General features: G+C 65.6%; 18 protein-coding genes and 1 tRNA gene. 9 read left to right on the top strand and 10 right to left on the bottom strand.

Annotated elements, in window-relative coordinates; translation table 11 throughout:
* Positions 1-43: 43 nt before the first annotated feature.
* Both ACK4FK_RS18330 and ACK4FK_RS18335 read left to right on the top strand, forming a co-directional pair.
* Positions 44-583 carry a sigma-70 family RNA polymerase sigma factor gene (locus ACK4FK_RS18330; RefSeq protein WP_409746988.1) on the top strand — a complete coding sequence of 180 codons (540 nt, stop codon included), beginning with the start codon at positions 44-46 and terminating at the stop codon, positions 581-583.
* Positions 580-1,362, top strand: coding sequence for an anti-sigma factor family protein (locus ACK4FK_RS18335; RefSeq protein ID WP_409746991.1), 783 nt, complete (start codon positions 580-582; stop codon positions 1,360-1,362). The genes ACK4FK_RS18330 and ACK4FK_RS18335 overlap by 4 nt, the downstream gene beginning before the upstream one ends.
* A 3-nt stretch (positions 1,363-1,365) precedes the next feature.
* On the opposite strand, the gene ACK4FK_RS18340 is transcribed toward ACK4FK_RS18335, so the two are convergent.
* The 6 genes from ACK4FK_RS18340 to phaR all read right to left on the bottom strand — a co-directional run bounded on the left by ACK4FK_RS18340 (position 1,366) and on the right by phaR (position 7,770).
* A complete protein-coding gene (locus tag ACK4FK_RS18340) occupies positions 1,366-2,235 on the bottom strand; it encodes an alpha/beta hydrolase (protein ID WP_409746994.1) in 870 nt (289 codons plus the stop codon).
* Positions 2,235-3,218 (bottom strand): 2-dehydropantoate 2-reductase, encoded by a 984-nt coding sequence (locus ACK4FK_RS18345; RefSeq protein WP_409746997.1) that lies wholly within the window; start codon positions 3,216-3,218, stop codon positions 2,235-2,237. The genes ACK4FK_RS18340 and ACK4FK_RS18345 overlap by 1 nt, the downstream gene beginning before the upstream one ends.
* Positions 3,215-4,729, bottom strand: a complete 1,515-nt coding sequence (gene glpD / locus ACK4FK_RS18350; RefSeq protein WP_409747000.1) for a glycerol-3-phosphate dehydrogenase — start codon at positions 4,727-4,729, stop codon at positions 3,215-3,217. The genes ACK4FK_RS18345 and glpD overlap by 4 nt, the downstream gene beginning before the upstream one ends.
* 37 nt (positions 4,730-4,766) lie before the next feature.
* Positions 4,767-5,207: a hypothetical protein gene (locus tag ACK4FK_RS18355; RefSeq protein WP_409747003.1), complete on the bottom strand. Its 441-nt coding sequence runs from the start codon at positions 5,205-5,207 to the stop codon at positions 4,767-4,769.
* Positions 5,208-5,294: 87 nt separating this feature from the next.
* Positions 5,295-7,142, bottom strand: coding sequence for an adenylate/guanylate cyclase domain-containing protein (locus tag ACK4FK_RS18360; protein ID WP_409747006.1), 1,848 nt, complete (start codon positions 7,140-7,142; stop codon positions 5,295-5,297).
* A 28-nt stretch (positions 7,143-7,170) separates the two neighbouring features.
* Positions 7,171-7,770: a polyhydroxyalkanoate synthesis repressor PhaR gene (phaR, locus tag ACK4FK_RS18365; RefSeq protein ID WP_409747009.1), complete on the bottom strand. Its 600-nt coding sequence runs from the start codon at positions 7,768-7,770 to the stop codon at positions 7,171-7,173.
* A 325-nt stretch (positions 7,771-8,095) separates the two neighbouring features.
* On the opposite strand from phaR, the gene ACK4FK_RS18370 reads away from it, so the two are divergent.
* The 4 genes from ACK4FK_RS18370 (at position 8,096) to ACK4FK_RS18385 (ending at position 12,207) form a co-directional block, all read left to right on the top strand.
* Positions 8,096-9,424, top strand: a complete 1,329-nt coding sequence (locus ACK4FK_RS18370; RefSeq protein ID WP_409747012.1) for an alpha/beta fold hydrolase — start codon at positions 8,096-8,098, stop codon at positions 9,422-9,424.
* A 145-nt stretch (positions 9,425-9,569) separates the two neighbouring features.
* Positions 9,570-10,745 (top strand): acetyl-CoA C-acetyltransferase, encoded by a 1,176-nt coding sequence (locus tag ACK4FK_RS18375; protein ID WP_409747015.1) that lies wholly within the window; start codon positions 9,570-9,572, stop codon positions 10,743-10,745.
* 135 nt (positions 10,746-10,880) lie between these two features.
* On the top strand, positions 10,881-11,603 hold the full coding sequence (phbB, locus tag ACK4FK_RS18380; RefSeq protein WP_409747018.1) for an acetoacetyl-CoA reductase: 723 nt from the start codon (positions 10,881-10,883) through the stop codon (positions 11,601-11,603).
* Positions 11,604-11,751: 148 nt separating this feature from the next.
* Entirely contained in the window at positions 11,752-12,207 is a 456-nt protein-coding gene (locus ACK4FK_RS18385; protein ID WP_409747020.1) for a hypothetical protein, read from the top strand.
* 2 nt (positions 12,208-12,209) lie between these two features.
* On the opposite strand, the gene adhP is transcribed toward ACK4FK_RS18385, so the two are convergent.
* Positions 12,210-13,238, bottom strand: a complete 1,029-nt coding sequence (gene adhP / locus ACK4FK_RS18390; RefSeq protein WP_409747023.1) for an alcohol dehydrogenase AdhP — start codon at positions 13,236-13,238, stop codon at positions 12,210-12,212.
* A gap of 81 nt (positions 13,239-13,319) precedes the next feature.
* The gene (locus ACK4FK_RS18395; RefSeq protein WP_409747026.1) at positions 13,320-14,519 is read right to left on the bottom strand and encodes an alpha/beta hydrolase family protein; all 1,200 of its coding nucleotides are present in this window, start codon (positions 14,517-14,519) and stop codon (positions 13,320-13,322) included.
* Positions 14,520-14,819: 300 nt separating this feature from the next.
* Here ACK4FK_RS18395 and ACK4FK_RS18400 point away from each other — a divergent pair, with 300 nt between their 5' ends.
* The 3 genes from ACK4FK_RS18400 to ACK4FK_RS18410 all read left to right on the top strand — a co-directional run bounded on the left by ACK4FK_RS18400 (position 14,820) and on the right by ACK4FK_RS18410 (position 18,401).
* Positions 14,820-16,106 (top strand): hypothetical protein, encoded by a 1,287-nt coding sequence (locus ACK4FK_RS18400; RefSeq protein ID WP_409747029.1) that lies wholly within the window; start codon positions 14,820-14,822, stop codon positions 16,104-16,106.
* Positions 16,107-16,127: 21 nt separating this feature from the next.
* Positions 16,128-17,453 (top strand): trypsin-like peptidase domain-containing protein, encoded by a 1,326-nt coding sequence (locus ACK4FK_RS18405; RefSeq protein ID WP_409747032.1) that lies wholly within the window; start codon positions 16,128-16,130, stop codon positions 17,451-17,453.
* Positions 17,454-17,606: 153 nt separating this feature from the next.
* Positions 17,607-18,401, top strand: coding sequence for an adenylate/guanylate cyclase domain-containing protein (locus ACK4FK_RS18410; protein WP_409747035.1), 795 nt, complete (start codon positions 17,607-17,609; stop codon positions 18,399-18,401).
* Positions 18,402-18,419: 18 nt separating this feature from the next.
* Here the strand turns inward: ACK4FK_RS18410 and ACK4FK_RS18415 are convergent.
* Both ACK4FK_RS18415 and ACK4FK_RS18420 read right to left on the bottom strand, forming a co-directional pair.
* Positions 18,420-18,494: transfer RNA gene (locus ACK4FK_RS18415), tRNA-Gln, on the bottom strand.
* A gap of 84 nt (positions 18,495-18,578) precedes the next feature.
* The coding region (locus ACK4FK_RS18420) for a 4-(cytidine 5'-diphospho)-2-C-methyl-D-erythritol kinase (protein WP_409747038.1) at positions 18,579-19,363 on the bottom strand (785 nt) is incomplete at its 5' end.

Consider the following 19,363-nt stretch of genomic DNA (forward strand, 5'->3'; position numbering starts at 1 on the left):
GATCGTCCGTCACGCCGCCCGGCTTACCCGCTGATCACCCGCCATGCTGTTCCGCCAGCACCAGCCGCATCCCATCGAGGCCGAGATTCCGCGGCTGCGGCGCTTTGCGCTGGCATTGACGCGCGATGGCGTGCTGGCCGACGACATCGTGCAGGACAGTTTGGAGCGCGCGCTGGCCGCCTGGACCACGCGGCGCAGCGAGGCCAGCCTGCGGCCGTGGTTGTTCGCGATCCTTCATAATGTGTGGCGCAGCCGGCGGGCGCGCGAGGGCAGTCGGCCCGACAGTCGGCTGCTGGACGACAGTATCGACGAACCGGCCGAAAGCGGCGGCCAGTGGGAGCGGTTGGAATTGCGCGATCTGGACAGGGCGCTCGGCCTGCTGCCCGAAGAGCAGCGCAGCCTGCTGCTGCTGGTGGTGGTGGAAGGCCTGAGCTACGAAGCTGCCGCCCGCGCGCAGGACGTGCCGCTGGGCACCGTGATGTCGCGCCTGATGCGGGCACGCGAAAAACTGCGGCGGCTGACTGATGGCGAACCGCCGCATATCGGCGATGATGCACGGCCGCATCTGAGGAGGGTGAAATGACCGGCGCAGCGGACCAGCCTGTCACCGATGCCGAATTGCAGGCCTATGCCGATGACCGCCTGGCGGCGGAAGAGCGCCTGCGTGTCGAGGCATGGCTGCTGAAGAATCCCGAGGCGGCGGCAAAGGTTGCGGCCTGGCAGGACCAGGCCGATGCGCTGCGCCGGCATTTCGCGCCGGCGCTGGACGAACCCGTGCCGGCAGCGATGGCGGCCCTGTTCGTCCGGCCGAAACGCGGCGAGATCCTGTTGCGCCAGAGCCTGCGGATCGCGGCCGTGTTGTGTATTGCCATACTGGGCGGTATCGCCGGCTGGTGGGGCCGAGGGTATATGATGCCGCCATTGCAGGTGACCGCCCTGCCACAGGAAGCGACGCGCGCGCATCTGGTTTATAGCCGCGAGGTGCTGCATCCGGTCGAAGTGACGGCGAAGGAAGAGCAGCATCTGGTGACCTGGCTGTCGAAACGGCTGGGTACGACTTTGCGGGTGCCGTCGCTGGCCGCGCAGGGCTACGCGCTGGTGGGCGGGCGCCTGCTGCCGGCCTCCAGCGGCAACCATGCCGCGGCGCAGTTCATGTATGAGAACCGCCAGGGCCAGCGTCTGACGCTGTATGTGCGCAGCGGCGAGACCGGCAACGACACCGCCTTCCGCTTCTCCGGCCAGGGCGGTGCAGCCACCTTCTACTGGATTGACAGCGGATTCGGCTACGCGCTGGCAGGCGAGACCGGCCGCGAGGCTTTGCTGCCGGTGGCGCGCAGCGTCTACGAGAGCCTCACGCGCTAGCGGCTAGCGCAGGCCGCATTGCCGTAGCAGCGCGATGCCCAGCGGCCCGGTCGGATCGGCCTGGGCGAACTTGATGGTGAAATGATTGGCGCCGTTCAGGCGCAGCAGGTGCGCCGGCGTGCCGGCATCGCGGCAGGCCTGGTGGAAATCCACGCTCTGCGCCTGCCAGCCCGGCGGCTCGGCGTCGCCGACCGCGATCAGCACGGGGCAGGAAAGCTTCGGCGCGAAGCGCATCACGCTGTTGCGCCGCGCCATGGCATCGTCGAGGCGGATTTCCGCATTGACGCTGACATGTAGCACGGGTTCAAGCTCATACACGCCGCTGACCAGCCCCAGCGAGGCAATCGCCGGCTTCGGCGGCAGGTCGGCCGGCCAGGCCGCCGCGGCCAGCATCGCGGCCAGATGCGCGCCGGCGGAATGGCCGATCACGTGGATCTTCGCAGGATCGGCGCCCCAGCCGGCGGCCTGCTGCGCCACATGCGCCAGCGCCTCCTGCATCTGGCGCACGATGGTATCCAGCGTCACCTTCGGGCAGAGGTCGTAGTTCAGGTTCACCACCACCGCGCCGGCCTCGACGAAGGGCGTGGCGGCAAAGGTCATGGTGTTCTTGTCCAGGCCGCGCCAGTAGCCGCCATGGATCAGCACCACCAGCGGTGCATTGGTCGTCGGCTGCTTCGGTCGATGCAGGTCGTAGGTCTGCAGCGGGCCGGGGCCGTAGCGCAGATCGTATGCGCCGCCGAGGACCGCGCGCGCCGCCGCCGAACGTTCGACATAGCCGTTGAAATGCTGCTCGAAATCCGGCACCGCGCGGCGCGGGTTATAATGTGCCTCGATCTCGTCCGCGCTCAGGCGCCGCCAGTCAAAACTGCCCATCACATGTCTCCATAAGTGCCGGCAACCCGGGCACGCACCTTCAGCAGGGCCAGCACGGTATCGATGGTCGGCGTGTCGATGCGCAGCTTCTGCGCCAGTTCGGCGATCACCCCGATCAGGGCGCCGATCTCCATCGGTCGGCCGGCCTCCAGGTCCTGCAGCATCGAGGTCTTGTGCGGGCCGACCTTCTCGGCAGTCCCCATGCGCTGTTCGATGGTGAGCGGAAACTCGATGCCCAGCGCCTCGCCGACCTGGCGCGATTCTTCCATCATCCTGCCGAGCACCAGGCGGGCATCCGGATCGCGCGACAGGCCTTCCAGCGTGCCGTGAGTCAGCACGCTGACCGGATTGTAGGACAGGTTACCCCACAGCTTGGTCCAGATTTCCTGGCGGATATTGGGATGCACGGGCGCTTCCACCCCGGCCGCGGTGAGGATTTTGCTCAGGCGCTGCACGCGCTCGGATCCGCTGCCGTCCGGTTCGCCGATGGGCAGGCCGTTGCCGCTGCTGTGGTGGATCACGCCGGGCGCGGCCACCGCGCCGGCCAGCCAGACCACGCTGCCGATGGCGCGCTGCGGCCCGATCAGGGCCCATTGTTTCGCGCCGGGATCGACCGACTCAAGCTTCGTGCCGTCCAGCGGGCCGCCATGCTTGTGGAAATACCAGTAGGGCACGCCATTCATCGCCGTGAGCAAGGCCGTGTCGGGGCCGAACAGCGGCAGCATGCGCTCGGCCATGGCGGGCACGGCCGGTGCTTTCAGGCTGAGGATCACGTAATCCTGCGCACCGGCCTCGGCCGGATCGTCGGTGCAGGCCGGATGCACGGTGAAGCTCGCGCCCTTGCTGTCGATGCGCAGGCCGTGGCTGCGGATCGCATCGCGATGGGCACCGCGGGCGATCAGCGTCACGTCATGGCCGGCACGGGCCAGCAGGCCGCCCAGATAGCCGCCGATGGCGCCGGCGCCGACGACGGCGATCTTCACGGCTGTTCCATGTTCGGCTTGTGCTGGGCCATCCACTGGGCCAGCCGCTCGCGTTCGGCTGCCGTGGCCCAGAGGCCGCATTTGGTGCGGCGCCACAGCACGTCGTCGGCCTCGCGCGCCCATTCATGGCGCATCAGGTAATCCACCTCGCGCGCATAGAGCCCGCCGCCGAAACTTTCGCCCAGATCCGCCATGCTCTTGGCATCGCCCAGGATCGTGCGCATGGCGCTGCCATGGCGATGCGCAAGCCGGGTGAGCCAGGCCGCATCCAGTGCCGGATAATCGCGCTGCAGTCCGGCGACGAATTCCGCGAACGAGGCGGCATTCAGATCGCCACCGGGCAGCGGCCTGCCACCCGACCACGAGGGGCCTAGCTGCGGATAGAAGGGCGCGATCTTCTGCATCGCGTGTTCCGACAGCCGGCGATAGGTGGTGAGCTTGCCGCCATAGATCGACAGCAGCATCGGCTTGCCCGGATCGAGGTCCAGCACATAGTCGCGCGTGATGGCGGACGGATCGCTGTCGCCATCGTCGTAGAGCGGGCGCACGCCGGCATAGGCCCATACGATCTGCTCGCGTGTCACCGGCTGCCTGAAATATTCGCTGGCGGCGCTCAGCAGATAATCGGTCTCTTCGGGGCTGATCTGCGGCGGGCCGTCCAGTTTGTCGAGCTGGATGTCGGTGGTGCCGATCAGGGTGAAGTCGCGTTCGTAGGGGATCGCGAAGATGATGCGGTTGTCGGCGTTCTGGAAGATGTAGCAGTGATCGCCATCGAACAGCTTCCTGGTGACGATATGGCTGCCCTTGATCAGGCGCACGCCGTTCTTCGGCGTCTGGCTGAAGGCGCCGGTCAGGGTTTCGCGCACCCAGGGACCGCCGGCATTGACGATGCCGCGCGCCGTCACGTCGCGGCTGGCGCCGGTATACTGGTCGGTCAGCGTCACATGCCACAGATCGCCCTCGCGCTTCGCCGCCGTCACGGCCGTGCGCGTGAAGACCTGCGCGCCCATGCGTCGCGCGTCCATGGCGTTCAGCACCACCAGGCGCGAATCGTCCACCCAGCAGTCGGAGTATTCGAAGCCGCGCTTGAATTCGTCTTTCAGCGGCGTGCCGCGCGGATCGGTTTTGTCGAGCGACACGCCGACCGAGCCGGGCAGGGTCTGGCGGCCGGCCAGATGGTCGTAAAGGAACAGGCCGATGCGGATCATCCAGGCCGGGCGCAGGCCGGGGTGGTGCGGCAGCACGAAGCGCAGCGGCCAGATGATATGCGGCGCCATCTTCATCAGCACTTCGCGCTCGCCCAGCGCCTCGCGCACCAGGCGGAACTCGTAATGCTCCAGATACCGCAGGCCGCCATGGATCAGCTTGGTGGCGGCCGACGAGGTGGCGCCGGCAAGATCGCCGCGCTCGGCCAGCAGCACGGACAGGCCGCGGCCGGCGGCATCGCGGGCGATGCCCGTGCCGTTCACGCCGCCGCCGATGACCAGAAGATCAACGGGTTCAGACTTCATGGGAAAACGACCAACTGGAGAGAGCGGAAAGGGCCGTTTATACGGTCACGCTCACTAGCTGCGCAAGGTCGAGGTCCAGCCGGCCCCGGCGGGCCAGGCCGCGATAGGCCTGCAGGGCGCTGCTGCGGGCGTCGCGCCCCGGCTCGGCCGCACCGCCCTGGGCAAGCTGCTGGGTATGATAGGTGTTCAGTCCGAAAGCGGCCCGCCAGGCGCGGCGGCGCTCCAGATGGGGCGGAATCTCGATGCTCTGGTCGGCGGGTTCGCCCCGGTCGGTGCGCCGGCGCAGCAGCTGCATGACCGCGCTGCTTCCGCCCGGGCGGGCCTTCTGCGCGGCGACGGCGCTGTTCTCGCCCTGACTATCGGGGTTGAATCCGGGATTTCCGGCATTCTTCTGCCGCCTCAGGGCGGAATCGGCCACCGAATCAACCCCGGCCGCCGATGGCTGGAGGATCGTGCCGATACCGATGGTTGTCACCATGTTACCCCGTGCTGCAGAGGCCGGACTCAAGCAGGGATTCGGTAAATGCCCGGTTAACTGCAGGCCCCGCCCGTGTCCGCGGCGGTTTCAGTCCGCCTTGTCCAGCCGGTAGACCTCGATGGCCGCCTGCCGCCCCTTCACGGTCATGCGGCCGACCAGCGGCGGGGGCGGGTCCAGGCGGGCCGATTCCACGGTCTCGGCGCTGGCCAGGGCGATGAACTGCTCGGCCTCGCTCATGTGGTCGCGACCGAGCTGTTCCAGCCGCTGGGCCGAGTTCACCGTGTCGCCCACCACGGTGTAGTTGATGCGGCCCGGCGCGCCGATATTGCCGATCACCACCGGGCCGGAATGCAGGCCCATGCGCAGGCGCAACACCGGCTTGCCCAGCATCCGGCGGCGGGCATTGTCGGCGGCCATGGCCCGGTTGATGGCCATGGCGGCGCGGCAGGCCCGTGCGGCATGCTCGTCGTCGCGCTTGATCGCGCCCCACACCGCCATCACGGCATCGCCGATGAACTTGTCGACCACGCCCCCCTCGGCCTCGATGCAGGCGGTGACCAGCTCGAAATGCTCGTTCAGCAGGGCGGCGATCTCGTCGGCATGCATCTGTTCCGACATGGCGGTGAAGCCGACCAGATCGGTGAACATCACCGTCACCTCGCGCTGCTTGCTGATGCTGATCGCCTCCTCGCCCTCGCGCACCAGCCGGCTGACCAGCTTGCGCGGCACGTAGTTGCCGAACCAGTGCAGCGCGGCATTGGCGGCGTTGATCGCCTGCGCCGCGTCATCCAGTTCGCGCAGGCGTGTGCGGTCCAGCGGCGGTGCGTCGAAATCCAGATTGCGCAGGCGGTTGGCGGCATTGCTGATCGCCAGCAGCGGCTTGCGGATCAGATACGAGATGCGCCATGCCACCAGCAGCGACAGAACCAGGCTCAGCACACCCACGGCCGCGGCCAACTGCAGGCGCTTGATTTCAGTCTCGATCTGGTCGAAGGCGAAATAGCGTCCGACGATCCAGGCCTTGTCGCCGTAATCCTCCAGCTGGCGATAGACGAAGATCCACTCCCGGCCCTCGGCCCTGACGATATGGGCGCTGTCGTTGCCGAGCATGGCGTTGGCAAGCCGACGTTCGATCCTGCCGTCCCAGATCTTGCGCAGCACGGGATCGTGGATGTCGTCCAGCGTCGGCACCGGCTTGCCCATCGATACCGGATATTCGTGATTGAGCAGGGTGGGGTGCGCCAGCACATGCTCGTCGTCGTAGATGATGAAGTTGACGGCCTCGCCGTCGATGCTGTCGGTCTCGATCAGGCGCGACAGCGACCCCAGCGACAGCACGGCGATCACCTCGCCCACGAAGGTGCCGTCGATGGTCACCGGCACATGGGCGTTGATCATGGCCTGCTTGATCTCGGGGTTCCAGATCAGGTCGCCCCAGCGGGCCTCGCGGGCGCCGCCCTGCCGCTCCATCAGGAACAGCCGCCGCACGGCCTCGCTGCGCGCCGCCGTATCGGGATATTTGTCGATATGCTGATGCAGGGTGATGATTTCGCCGCCTGGGCGGCGCACCGCGCGGGTAGCGATCAGGTCATTGCGCAGCAGGCCGAAGGCATCCACCTGCGGCAGTCCATCCAGGGCCGCCACCATGTAATCCGTCAGGCGCCCGATATCGTTGAGTCCGATTTTCCTTTCTTCCAGCCGCTGTGCCAGGGCATCGACATGCTGGATCGCCGGGTCGAGCTGCAGCTTGGTGCGTTCCACCAGGCGCGACACGATGGTTTCGTTGCGCTCGCGCAGCAGGTCCACGGTGTTGAGGCGCCCGCTGAGCATGGCGATGCCGAAGGCAATCGCCGCCAGCAGCATCAGGATCCCGACGCCCAGCGTCAGGACAAAGGAAATCGACGGCCGCAGGCGCAACCGTTTTTCTGGCGTCATGGAAACTGGCAGTCCGGCCGCAGCCGTATCACCCCTTGTTTCGGGCAAGAGCCTCGACCTGCTTGCGCAGCTCTTCCATCTGCTTCTTCAGCGTGTCGACTTCCGGCTCGCCGCCGGGCTTGTCGGCCATGCCTGGCTTGTCGCCTTCGTTCATGCCGGCGACGAATGGATTGAACATGGTCATGGCGCGCTGAAACATCGCCATGTTCTGGCGGCCCATTTCCTCGATGCTGCGGAAGGGGAACATTTCCCCGAACGCCTCGGCCATATACTGGCGCATCTGTTCCTGGTTGCGCTGGAAGGAGGCCATCGAGACTTCCAGATAGCTCGGCACCAGGGTCTGCAGGCTGTCGCCATAAAAAGAGATCAGCCGGCGGAGGAACCCGATCGGCAAAAGCTGCTGCCCGCCCTTGGATTCTTCCTCGAAGATGATTTGCGTCAGCACGCCGCGGGTGATGTCCTCGCCCGTCTTGGCGTCCTCGACGATGAAATCCTGGCCGTCCTTCACCATCTGGCACAGGTTTTCCAGAGTGACGTATGAGGATGTCGCCGTATTGTACAGCCGGCGGTTCGCGTATTTCTTGATCTTTACGACTGGCGCCGCTGTCGTCTGGTCAGTTTCGGCCACGGTTACGCGCTCCCTAGCATCAGTTGCCGGGCATTTCACTCGGTATTGTATGCATGTGCAAGTCTCTTGTTGCGCTGCGAAAGGGTGGCTGGAATCTGCCGCTTCGGCTAGTCTGCCGCCATGGATGATCCCAAGCCTCCCCCCGGTCCGAACGATGCCCAGATCCTGGCGCAGAAGTTCCTCGACCTGTGGCAGGAACAGGCCGGCCTGCTGGCCACCGATCCGAAGCTGGCCGAGTTGTCGGCCAACTGGCTGACCCTGTGGCAGCAGGGCGCCCAGGCCGCAAGCCAGGCGGGAATGGGAGGGCAGGGCCAAGGAGGCGGATATGCCGGAAAACCAGCCGCGTCAGTTTCACCGTCTGGGCCCGCGTCCGCTGCCGCTGCATCTGGCGACCGCCAACCTGATCCTGTTGAGCTCGCTCGCCGCCTGGCCGAGTGCGAGGCACGCCTCGCTGCCCTGGAATCCGCTCTTGCAGCCGCGCCTCGACGCGCTGCTGCCCGCCCTCGCAAGCGTCGATCCGACTGACTTCTCCAATGCGCTGATGCGCGCGGGCATCGCGCGGCTGGCTGCGATGACCGGGGCGATGCTGCGCTATCGCGGCCATGCCTGGCGGCGCGACCTGCCGGACCCGCCGGTTGCATGGCGCGAGGGTGGCAGCCGCCTGCTCAGCTATGCCGAAGACGGCCTGCCGGTGCTGCTGGTGCCGTCGCTGGTCAACCGCGCCTACGTCCTCGATCTGGCCGAAGGCCAGAGCCTGGCGCGCTGGCTTCCCAAACAGGGCATCAGGCCGTTCCTGCTGGACTGGGGCGATCCGGGCCAAGGCGAGCGGCGTTTCGAACTGGCCGACTATATCGCCCGCATCGTGCGGGCCCTGCGCCATCTGCGGCAGCTTTGCGGGCGGCCGCCGGTGCTGCTGGGCTATTGCATGGGCGGTAACCTCGCGCTCGCCGCCGCGCTGCAATCGCCTGAGGACGTGGCCGCGCTGGCGTTGCTGGCGACGCCGTGGGATTTCCATGCCGGCGGCGCCCACCACGCCGCCCTGGTGCAGGCACTGGCGCCGGCCATCGTGCCGCCGCCGGCCGCCGATCCGGATGCACCGCCGCCGATGCTGGATGTCGACGTGCTGCAGGGTTTTTTCTGGGCGCTCGATCCGCTCACAGCACTGAAAAAGTTCACCCTGTTCGGCGCCATGCCTGAAGGCGGCGAGAACGAGCGCCGCTTCATCGCCATGGAGGATTGGCTGAACGATGGTGTGCCGCTGGTGGGCCGGGTGGCGCGCGAATGCCTGCTGGGCTGGTATGGCGAGAATACGCCGCCGCGCGGCGCCTGGCGGGTTGGCGGCGAGCCCGTGCTGCCGCAGCACTGGCGCAAGCCGGCGCTGGTGGTGCTGCCCGAGCGCGACAAGCTGGTGCCCAAGGAAGGGGCTGCTGCTTTATTGGCGCAACTGCCGCAGGCCGACCGCCATGATGCGCCCAGCGGGCATATCGGCATGGTGGTGGGGCCGCGCGCCGAAGCCGGGCTGTGGCAGCCGCTGGCGGCCTGGCTCAGCGCGGCCGGACGCAATCAGGATACGGAACAAGTAGGCCAGCCGCCGCGCCGCCGCCGCACGGCGGGACGCACCGGTGGCAAGGCTGCGACCAAAGTGCAGGCCTGAGACATGCTTTTTGCATCGCGGCAAGCCTTGCCGCATCTGCGAAAAGCCCGCTATCGTCACCCATCCCGCGCGGCGGCGCCCTGCAATGATCGCCGCGCTGTCTCGCCCGCAGTGATGTCCTAAAGCTGGACGTGGAGGAACACCTATGACCGATATCGTCATCGCCGCCGCCGCCCGCACCCCGGTCGGCTCATTCAATGGTTCCCTCAGCACGGTGCCGGCGCATTATCTCGGCCAGGTCGCCATCGACGGCGCGCTCAAGCGTGCGGGCGTTGCGCCGAAGGATGTCAGCGAAGTGATCATGGGCCAGATCCTCACGGCAGCGCAGGGCCAGAACCCGGCGCGCCAGGCCGCGATCAATGCCGGCCTGCCGGTGGAAGTGCCGGCCTGGGGCGTCAACATGCTGTGCGGCTCGGGCCTGCGCGCGGTGGCGCTCGGCTTCCAGGCGATCAAGAACGGCGACAGCAGCATCGTGGTTGCCGGCGGCCAGGAAAGCATGAGCCAGGCACCGCATGCCGCCTATCTGCGCGCCGGCCACAAGATGGGCGACCTTGGTTTCATCGACACCATGATCCGCGATGGTCTGTGGGATGCCTTCAACGGCTATCACATGGGCAATACGGCGGAGAATGTGGCCAAGCAGTTCCAGATCACCCGCGATGCGCAAGACGAATTCGCGGTGAAGAGCCAGAACAAGGCCGAGGCCGCGCAGAAGGCCGGCAAGTTCAAGGACGAGATCGTTCCGGTCACCATCAAGGGCCGCAAGGGCGATACCATCGTCGATCAGGATGAATATATCCGCGCCGGCGCCACGCTGGACGCGATGAAGGGGCTGCGTCCGGCCTTCGCCAAGGATGGCACCGTTACCGCAGGCAATGCCTCGGGCATCAACGATGGCGCCGCCGCCGTGGTGCTGATGAGCGCCGAGGAAGCCAAGAAGCGCGGCGTGAAACCGCTGGCCCGCATCGTGTCGTGGGCGCAGTCGGGCGTCGATCCCTCGATCATGGGCACCGGCCCGATCCCGGCCTCGCGCGCGGCGCTGGCCAAGGCGGGCTGGAAGCCCGGCGATCTCGACCTCGTGGAAGCCAACGAAGCCTTCGCCGCCCAGGCCTGCGCGGTGAACAAGGATATGGGCTGGGATACCGACAAGGTGAATGTCAATGGCGGCGCCATCGCCATCGGCCACCCGATCGGCGCCTCGGGTGCCCGCGTGCTGGTGACGCTGCTCTATGAAATGCAGCGCCGCGATGCCAAGAAAGGCCTCGCCACGCTGTGCATCGGCGGCGGCATGGGCATCGCGATGTGCGTGCAGCGCGACTGAACGACGCATTCGACCAAAGGCCGGGAGGGGGTATCCCGGCCTTTGCTGTATATCAATGCTGCAAGGCGCGCATCTGACACCATAAAAGCCGACGCAGCGGCGAACGTAAAAAAGTTCAACAGGAGGAACATATCCATGTCCCGCGTAGCGATTGTCACTGGCGGCACCCGAGGGATCGGCGCCGCGATTTCCAAGCTGCTGCACCAGAATGGCTACAAGGTTGCCGCCAACTATGCCGGCAACTCGGAACGGGCCAAGGCTTTCGAGGCCGAGACCGGTATCAGGACCTACAAGTGGGATGTTGCCAGCTATGAGGATTGCGCCGCCGGCGTGAAGCAGGTGGAACGCGAACTCGGCCCCGTCGACATCGTGGTCAACAATGCCGGCATCACGCGCGACGGCACCCTGCACAAGATGAGCCATGAGCAGTGGCAGGCGGTGATCGACACCAATCTGGGCGGCTGCTTCAACATGTGCCGCGCGGTGATCGACGGCATGCGCGAGCGCGGTTTCGGCCGCATCGTCAACATCGGCTCGATCAACGGCCAGGCCGGCCAGTACGGCCAGGTGAACTATGCCGCTGCCAAGTCGGGCATCCACGGCTTCACCAAGGCGTTGGCGCAGGAAGGCGCCGCCCGCGGCATCACCGTGAACGCCATCGCGCCGGGCTACATCGACACCGATATGGTGGCGGCCGTGCCGGCCAACGTGCTGGAGAAGATCGTCGCCAAGATTCCGGTCGGTCGCCTTGGCCGCGCCGAGGAGATTGCCCGCGGCGTGCAGTTCCTGGTCGCCGACGAAGCCGGCTTCATCACCGGCTCGACCTTGAGCATCAACGGCGGCCAGCACATGTATTGAGGCGGTTTCCCGCCAATCCGCCTAGCGCAGCGCCGCCGGCCGGGTGATCCCGCCGGCGGCGCAGTTTTTTCGGCATGAAGGCGCCGTCCACAAATCCGCCACGATCTGCAATCAGCGTGATGGCACAGCAGTCCAAGGAGGCTGTGCCATGATTCGTCCGCTCGCATTCGCCGTTGCCGCCGTTGCCGGTTTTGCTCTTGCCGTACCGACCGCCAGAGCCGACAGCTTTTCGTTCAGCTACTCCACCGGCGGGTGGCATGGGCGGCCATGGTACGGCCCGCCCGGGCACTACAAGCATCATCACCGTCATCACCACAGCTATTACCGCGGATCCTACTGGGGTCCGCCGGCCTATCGGCCACGCGTGGTTGTGGTAACGCCGCCGCCGGTGGCCTATTACGCGCCGCCGCCGCCGGTGATCTACGCGCCGGCCCCCTATGGCGGCAGCCAGATTTCCGCCGTGCCGGCCTCGCCGGTCTACCAGACCGTGACAGGGCAGTATTGCCGCGAATACCAGGCCGGCGTCACGGTCGGTGGCGCGCCGCAGCGCAGCTACGGCACCGCCTGCCTGATGCCGGATGGAAGCTGGCGCGTGGTGGAGTAGGTCTAGCCGATATCCAGCACGATGCGGCCATCCACCCTGCCGGCCTTCAGGTCGGCGAAGATGGCGTTGATGTCTTCCAGCCGCTTGTGATGGATATGCGCCTTCACCTTGCCCTCGGCGGCGAAGGCGAGCGCCTCGGCCAAGTCCTTGCGGCCGCCGACGATGGAGCCGCGCAGGGTAATTCGCTTCAGCACCACGTCGAAGATCGGCGTCGGGAAATCGCCCGGCGGCAGGCCAACCAGGCTGATCGTGCCCTTGCGGCGCACCAGGCTCAGTGACTGCGCGAAGGCCACGGGCGACACGGCCGTCACCAGCACGCCATGGGCACCGCCGCCGGTGATCTTCGCTACCTGCTCGACCGCGTTGGCAGAGCGCGCATTCACCGTCGCATCGGCGCCGAGCGACCGTGCCAGCGCCAGTTTCTCGTCCGTCACGTCCAGCGCCAGCACATGCAGGCCCATCGCCTTGGCATATTGCACGGCGACATGCCCCAGGCCGCCCAGGCCGGAAATGGCGATCCATTCGCCCGGCCGCGCCTCGGTTTCCTTGATGCCTTTATAGGTGGTGACACCGGCGCACAGGATCGGCGCCAGCGCGGCGAAATCCGGATTAGCCGGCAGGCGGCCGACATAATCGGCATGGCCGACGGCATATTCGGCGAAGCTGCCATCCACGCCATAGCCGCTGTTGTGCTGGGACTCGCACAGCGTTTCCCAGCCGGTGACGCAATGCTCGCAGCGGCCGCAGGCGTCGTGCAGCCAGGCGACGCCTACCGCATCGCCTTCCTTCAGCCCGGTCACGCCCGGGCCCAGGGCTGCGACGATACCGGCGCCTTCATGGCCAGGGATGAAGGGCAGTTTCGGCTTCACCGGCCAGTCGCCATCGGCGGCATGCAGGTCGGTGTGGCAGACGCCGCTGGCCTTGATCCTGACCAGCACTTCGCCCGGGCCGGGTGCCGGCACTGGCACCTGCTCGATGCTCAGCGGCTTGCCGAATTCCCGCACCACTGCGGCCTTCATCGTCTGCGCCATGACCACATCTCCTTGTCCGGGGTCGGGTCAAGGATAGGTAGCGGGATGAAAACCGCCTTGAGACAGATCAAGTCTGCAGCGTCAGCGCCACAGATCGTCGAGCCAGTCGAGTACTACCGCGGCCGATAATGCGAGATTGCCGAACTGGCAGTGATCGCCGGCACCTTCGCCGTCGCGGAATTGTCGCAGTATGACGGGGCCGGACACTTGCGCGGCGAATGCCTTTGCCTGCCGTTCCACCTCGGCGCCTTCGCCTTCGCCATAGAGCGCCAGCGAGGGAGAGGCGATGGCGGCGGGCCGCGCCACCTTGAAATCGCCCAGGCGCCGGAGGAAACCAGCGAAGGTGTCGGTGCCGAAGCGCAGGCAAGATGTGCGCAGGCCATGCTTGAGCAGCGGCGGCAGCGCCGCATCAGGCACTGCGTCGATGTCGTCCACGTGGATATCCGGCGGATCGGTGCACAGGCCTGGGCCGATGAAGGCGGTCATGTAAGCCTGCAGGTCGAGGATCGGGCTGTTGGCGATCAGCGCGCGGCAGGGCGCGCCGGCGGCGATGGCCTGACTGGCGAAATAACCGCCGAAGCTGATGCCATAGAGCGCGCTGCGCTGCAGGTCGAGGGTGGGGCGGTTTCTGACCGCATCGATGAAGGCATGCACGACCGGCGCGTAATCGGGCGTGAACACCGAATTCGGATTCTCCCGCCGCGTGCCGGCCTGGCCCGGCCCCTCGATCAGCAGGCAGGCATAGCCGCGCCGGCGTGCCGCGGCTGCGATCTCGAAATACAGTTCCTCGGTGCTGCCGTCGAAACCGCTCAAGGCCACGATCAGCGGCGCGGGGGCTTTGCCCGCCGGCACGGGCGGCAGCAGATAGCCGGTCAGGGTTTCGCCATTCAGCGTCACCGCAATGGTTTCGCAGGCAATGCCCAGCAGCTCCATGGCCGCCTGGAACACGATGCGCGATTTGCGGCCCAGCGCCGCCGCCTGGTCGGGATGGGCATAATATTCCGCCGCGCGCCAGTACATGCTCGCCCGCAGCGCCGCCGCACCGCGCAGCGCATCGCCGCCGGCCTTTGGCGCCTCCACCTCTGCCGCCAGCGCGCTGAAAGCCGCCACCCAACTTGCCGGATCGCCGTCGGTGATCGCGGCGCGGGCGCGGGCGATCTCGCCCACCGCGCCGCCGCCGAAGGCCACCGCGCCCAGCGAGCGCATGAGCTGGAAATCCATTTCGGGATTGTCGAAGGCGGCGAGCCGCATGGCGCCGCGCGAAAGCGTCTGCTCGGTCATGGAAGGCGCATTCACTCCCGCTTTTTAATCTTCCAAGCATAGTATCCAGCCTGCCGTGCAGAACGACAGCCGCAACTCTGACGACCCTTAAATTTCCCGATAGTTACGCTTCTCGGTCTGAAGGCGGCGCTCTCCCTGCTTTAGGGGAATCTCGGAACAGATACATCGGCTTCTTATTTACTCTGCATGCAGACGTCTATCGATATCGCCTTCTGATCGTAATAATAAAAATTATGATGCTTTTTTCCCGTAATACGATATTTTTCATCGATAAAAATATCGATTTTAGACACTGGGGGAATGACCATGCGCGTTTTTATGGCCGCGGTGAGTGGTCTGCTGCTTGCGTCCTGTCAGTCAGCCATCAATCCATACATTCCTTATCCGAATGAGGGGCAAACCCGCGCAGCGTTGCTGGATAGCAATTATCCGCTCGACAAGGTCTTGCTCGACGTCCAGCAGACGCGGGTCAAGCTAACGGACTATGCCGATCAGCAAGGTCGAATGCGGACCGCGAGCAATCTGGGGGTCTTCGGCGGTGCCGCTTTCGCCTTGGTGGGGGCGATGTATGGCGCTCCGCGCGATGCCCTGGTTGGCGGCGGGGCGTTCAGTGGCGGAAGCTATGCCGCCGGTCAACTCTTCACGCCTGCGGGTTATGCCGCCCTCTACAGATCTGCACTGCCGACGCTTGCCTGCATCGAAAACGTGGCGGGCCCCGTACGTGACGCGTTCGTCGTTTATCGGACGCCGTACAAAGACTTGGATAAAGCGCGAGAAGAACTGGCCGCCGCAATCAAAGAGGCAGATCCGATTGTCAAAGCGCAGCAGGGAAAGCCGGGAGATCCTGAGCTTGACGATCTTAGAAGCGCCCTGGCGGACGCCTATAATGTTCAGACTGCAGCGCAGACCGCGCTGATCCGGCTCAAAGGCATCGCCACGCAGGAGGGTATTTTCGCAGACCGGGTGAATACCGCCCTCACGAAGGTGATCGATGACGTCAACAGGCGTCTCCAGGATGTGCAGCCGACGGCCGCTGATGCCCGGCAACTGGCAGGCGGGATCGGCAGTTTCGGTCTGGCGGGCCTGGCCGAGGCGGGCACGGAGTTCGGTTCGCTCGCCTCCGGTCTGCGTAGGATTAAAGAAGCATCGAGTGCTAAGGACTCTGCCAGCCAGTATGCCAGTATCATTGGCAGGTTGAGCGCCACATCAAAAGCCACGCAGGCGATCATCGACGCTCTGCCGAAGACTGAGCCGCCCGGGCTCGATGCTGCCCGAAAGAGCGTCGTCGAATGCAAGCTGGCCGATGCCACGGCGGCGACGCTTACGCGGTCTCCGGCCACCGATATCACGCTGAAGCCAGGGGAAACGGCTGTCTTTTCGATTTCCGGCGGCCAGGCCCCATACACCGCGACGGTTCTCGGTGTGCGCCCCAGCGGTCTGGAAATAGACCCGATCAGTTGGAGCGGCCAGTTCACGGTCAAGGCCGCGTCCAATGCGAGCGATGCCCAGGCCGTTCCGCTGGAAATCCGCGATGGTACGCCGAATTCGCCCGCGAAGCTTTCGTTCAACCTTTCCGTCAAGAAATAGCTTCTTATACGGAGAGCGCAGATGCAGATCGGAATTGCCATCACGCTGAAACTCTCCGCCCTCGCGGCCTTGTTGTTTCTCGGCTTTGGCAATTTGCCGGTCGCCGCACAGCCTTCTCAACCTGACCGGATGGATGCTGAAACGGCGGCGAACAGCCTGAAATCCCTCAGCGCGACGCTAAATCCTTCGCAGAAAGCGATGGCGGCCGTGTCGCTGCAAAACCTGATCGTGGGCGGAACGGCCGAATACAACGAACTCGAACGCAAGCTGCAAACCACGACGCTTCCGGCTGATCGTCGGGAGATCATTCTGGAAAAGGTTGCTACGCAAAACCGCCTTGACCTCGCTACTGTCAGCCTGTCGCTGCTAAAAGATGAAAAAGATAAAGAAATCGAGCCAAGCCCAGAGCAGGCCGGTCAGATCAAGGAACTGATCGTAAGTCTTGCCGGTCCGTTATGGGTGTTGTGCGGCGGAAAACCGTGGCTGCCTGTCGAAGTCAATGACGGCGGTTTGGCCAAGCAATATGCTGGTTTCTTTGCCAGGCACCCACATTTGATGCCAAGCATCGGCAGGCTCAGCCTGTTTCGTGTCGGCAGTAATGGATCGCCGGATACGGTCTATAAACGGGCTGGGACCGCCTTTGCGGTACATCCGCAGTTGCTGCTGACAAACCGCCATGTTGTGATCGAGGGCCATAAGAACGGACCACTTGCTTATCGTAGGTCTGATGGCAGCATCCATCTATACACCGATCGATGGTTTGTCGGATTTGAAAGTGCCGAGGCGGAAGGCTGCAAGCCGAAGGCAATCGAGCTGGCGCCGAATGGGATCAGGGTGACCGGGATCGCTGCAATCGGTAAGGATGATAGCGAGGCTGAGGATTGGGCCCTGCTGACCATCGACCCGAAGTATTCACTGCAGCCTATTGCCCCCAGCCTAGGGGGGCCGTGGACCAGCGGTGACGTGATCGTCGTCGGTTATCCGCAGTTTCCACCGCGCGGCGATCAGTGCCCGCAGAGCCAGGGCTGGTTCGATAAGGTTAACGAACTGTTCCTAGCTCCTGATCGTGAACGCTACGAACTGGCTCGGCGTGCTTCGCCAGGTAATTTGGTAGATTATGCATCGTTGGACTGGCAAGTCGCGCATACCGCCAATACCGCTGGCGGAAACTCGGGCTCACCAATCATCCGCATCAAGGATGGGGCTTTTGTGGGCCTGCATTATGGCGGTAACTGGAATTGCGATCTCAGCCGCTTGGTCAATAACGGACTCAGCGCCAAAAAGCTGGAGCCGATTATTTCTGAAGTGGCGGGAAAGCTGCCCACGGGGCCGGTCGCCCAAAGATAAACCGCCTGCCCGGTCGATAAACGACGCGGCGGGCCGGAAGGTGGCCAGCTATGGCCGCCGGCCAGACGTGCGGCGGTCACGAACCCGGCGGTTGGCGCTTTATCGCCGCGGGGGCAGCGTATAGGCTGGGCCGGCCGATCCCCGGGGCATCGCATGGCCGACCAGACTGCCGATATTCGCCGCAAGCTGACTACGATCTTCTGCGCCGACGTGCAGGGCTACAGCGCGCTGGTCGAGCGCGACGAGGTTGGCACCGTCACGCGGCTGAAGCAGTATCGCGAGGTGATGACCGATCTGATCAATCGCCATCACGGCCGGGTGATCAACACCTGGGGCGACGGGCTGCTGGCCGAATTCGGTTCGCCGGTCGAGGCCGTGTTCTGTGCGGTGGAGGTGCAGCGCCGCATCGCCACGCGCAATGCCGAGGAACCGACCCTGCCGCCGATGCAGTTCCGCATCGGCATCAACCTCGGCGACGTGATGCTGGACGGCAGCGACATCTACGGCGAGGGCGTGAACATCGCCGCCCGGCTGGAATCCCTGGCCGATCCCGGCGGCATCTGCATCTCCGGCACGGTATTCGAGCAGGTGCGCAAGAAGCTGGATATCGGCTTCGATTTCCTCGGTCCGCGCGAGATCAAGAATATCGCCGAGCCGGTGGCGGCCTATCGTGTGCTGCTGGGCGGCCAGGCGGCGGCGACGCCGCGGCCGCGGGCGGACCAGCCGGAGGCCGGCGCGGGCGACCTCGAGATCGGTTTCGCCAAATGGAAGCGCCATGCTTGGCGGTTTGGCGTGCTGTCGGTTTTCCTGCTGCTGATCAACCTGCTCACCAGCCCGGGCGCGCTGTGGTTCTACTGGCCGATGCTCGGCTTCGCGCTGTTTTTGCTGATGCGCTTTCCTGCCGGCATCGATCCGCGCCGGCTGTGGCCGAAGCGGCGCAATCCGTAACAGGTTTTTTCGGAAAGTTGGCTGGGGCGCCAGGATTCGAACCTGGGAATGGCGGTACCAAAAACCGCTGCCTTACCGCTTGGCTACGCCCCAGCAGGCGGCCGGACAATAATCGCAGCGGACCGGCATTTCCAGTCTTATGCCGGGGCCGCAAACCGCGGTTTTTTCTGCCCGTCCCTAGCCGGCGGCCGTCGCCACCACCCACCATTTCGGATGGGCCCGGGCCAGGTTGCGCGCAGCCACGGTCGCCTCGCGTTCGGCGGCAAACAGGCCGAAGCAGGTGGCGCCCGAACCCGACAGCCGCGCCAGCAGGCAGCCGCCCTGCGCTTTCAAGGCCGCCAGCACCGGATCGATCTCGGGGGCGAGGAAACGGGCCGGCGCTTCCAGGTCGTTTCGGCGCGCGCGCAGCAGGATGGCTAGGTCGGCGGCGCTGTCGGGCCGCCGCTCGAAAGGCTGCGGCGTGCTGAACTGGCCGTTCAGCGCCGCGAAAACATCCATGGTCGCCAGCGCCACGCCGGGATTGGCCAGCACCAGCCAAAAGCCTGGCAGGGGCGGCACGGGATGCAACTGCTCGCCGATGCCGCCCATCGTAGCCGCGCGGCCCAGCAGGCAGGCCGGCACATCGGCCCCGAGCTTGAGCGCGGCGCGGCTTAAGGCGTCGTCGTCGATCTCGATGCCCCACAATGCGCGCAGGCAATGCAGGGTCGCTGCCGCATCGGCCGAACCGCCGCCGATGCCCGAGGCAACGGGCAGGTTTTTCACCAGCGTCACCGCCGCGCCGCGATGGGCGCCGGTCTTCAGATTCATCGGCTGCAGCAGATGGGCGGCCCGCAGGGCCAGATTGTCCTCGTCCGCGGCCAGGCCCTCGGCCCGCGGGCCCTCGATGCGCAGGCTCAAGGCCTCGGCCGGCGCCACAGAAATCCGGTCGCAGGCATCCGGTGCCTGGGCGAAAACGACCAGGC

The sequence above is a fragment of the Ferrovibrio sp. genome (assembly GCF_046297895.1).
Classification (GTDB): Bacteria; Pseudomonadota; Alphaproteobacteria; order Ferrovibrionales; family Ferrovibrionaceae; genus Ferrovibrio.

Bases quoted from the DNA above. Each gene is read 5' to 3' on its own strand.
- ACK4FK_RS18330 (WP_409746988.1), top strand. From the start codon at position 44: ATGCTGTTCCGCCAGCACCAGCCGCATCCCATCGAGGCCGAGATTCCG.
- ACK4FK_RS18335 (WP_409746991.1), top strand. From the start codon at position 580: ATGACCGGCGCAGCGGACCAGCCTGTCACCGATGCCGAATTGCAGGCC.
- ACK4FK_RS18340 (WP_409746994.1), bottom strand. From the start codon at position 2,235: ATGGGCAGTTTTGACTGGCGGCGCCTGAGCGCGGACGAGATCGAGGCA.
- glpD (WP_409747000.1), bottom strand. From the start codon at position 4,729: ATGAAGTCTGAACCCGTTGATCTTCTGGTCATCGGCGGCGGCGTGAAC.
- ACK4FK_RS18355 (WP_409747003.1), bottom strand. From the start codon at position 5,207: ATGGTGACAACCATCGGTATCGGCACGATCCTCCAGCCATCGGCGGCC.
- ACK4FK_RS18360 (WP_409747006.1), bottom strand. From the start codon at position 7,142: ATGACGCCAGAAAAACGGTTGCGCCTGCGGCCGTCGATTTCCTTTGTC.
- ACK4FK_RS18370 (WP_409747012.1), top strand. From the start codon at position 8,096: ATGCCGGAAAACCAGCCGCGTCAGTTTCACCGTCTGGGCCCGCGTCCG.
- ACK4FK_RS18375 (WP_409747015.1), top strand. From the start codon at position 9,570: ATGACCGATATCGTCATCGCCGCCGCCGCCCGCACCCCGGTCGGCTCA.
- phbB (WP_409747018.1), top strand. From the start codon at position 10,881: ATGTCCCGCGTAGCGATTGTCACTGGCGGCACCCGAGGGATCGGCGCC.
- ACK4FK_RS18385 (WP_409747020.1), top strand. From the start codon at position 11,752: ATGATTCGTCCGCTCGCATTCGCCGTTGCCGCCGTTGCCGGTTTTGCT.
- adhP (WP_409747023.1), bottom strand. From the start codon at position 13,238: ATGGCGCAGACGATGAAGGCCGCAGTGGTGCGGGAATTCGGCAAGCCG.
- ACK4FK_RS18395 (WP_409747026.1), bottom strand. From the start codon at position 14,519: ATGACCGAGCAGACGCTTTCGCGCGGCGCCATGCGGCTCGCCGCCTTC.
- ACK4FK_RS18400 (WP_409747029.1), top strand. From the start codon at position 14,820: ATGACCATGCGCGTTTTTATGGCCGCGGTGAGTGGTCTGCTGCTTGCG.
- ACK4FK_RS18405 (WP_409747032.1), top strand. From the start codon at position 16,128: ATGCAGATCGGAATTGCCATCACGCTGAAACTCTCCGCCCTCGCGGCC.
- ACK4FK_RS18410 (WP_409747035.1), top strand. From the start codon at position 17,607: ATGGCCGACCAGACTGCCGATATTCGCCGCAAGCTGACTACGATCTTC.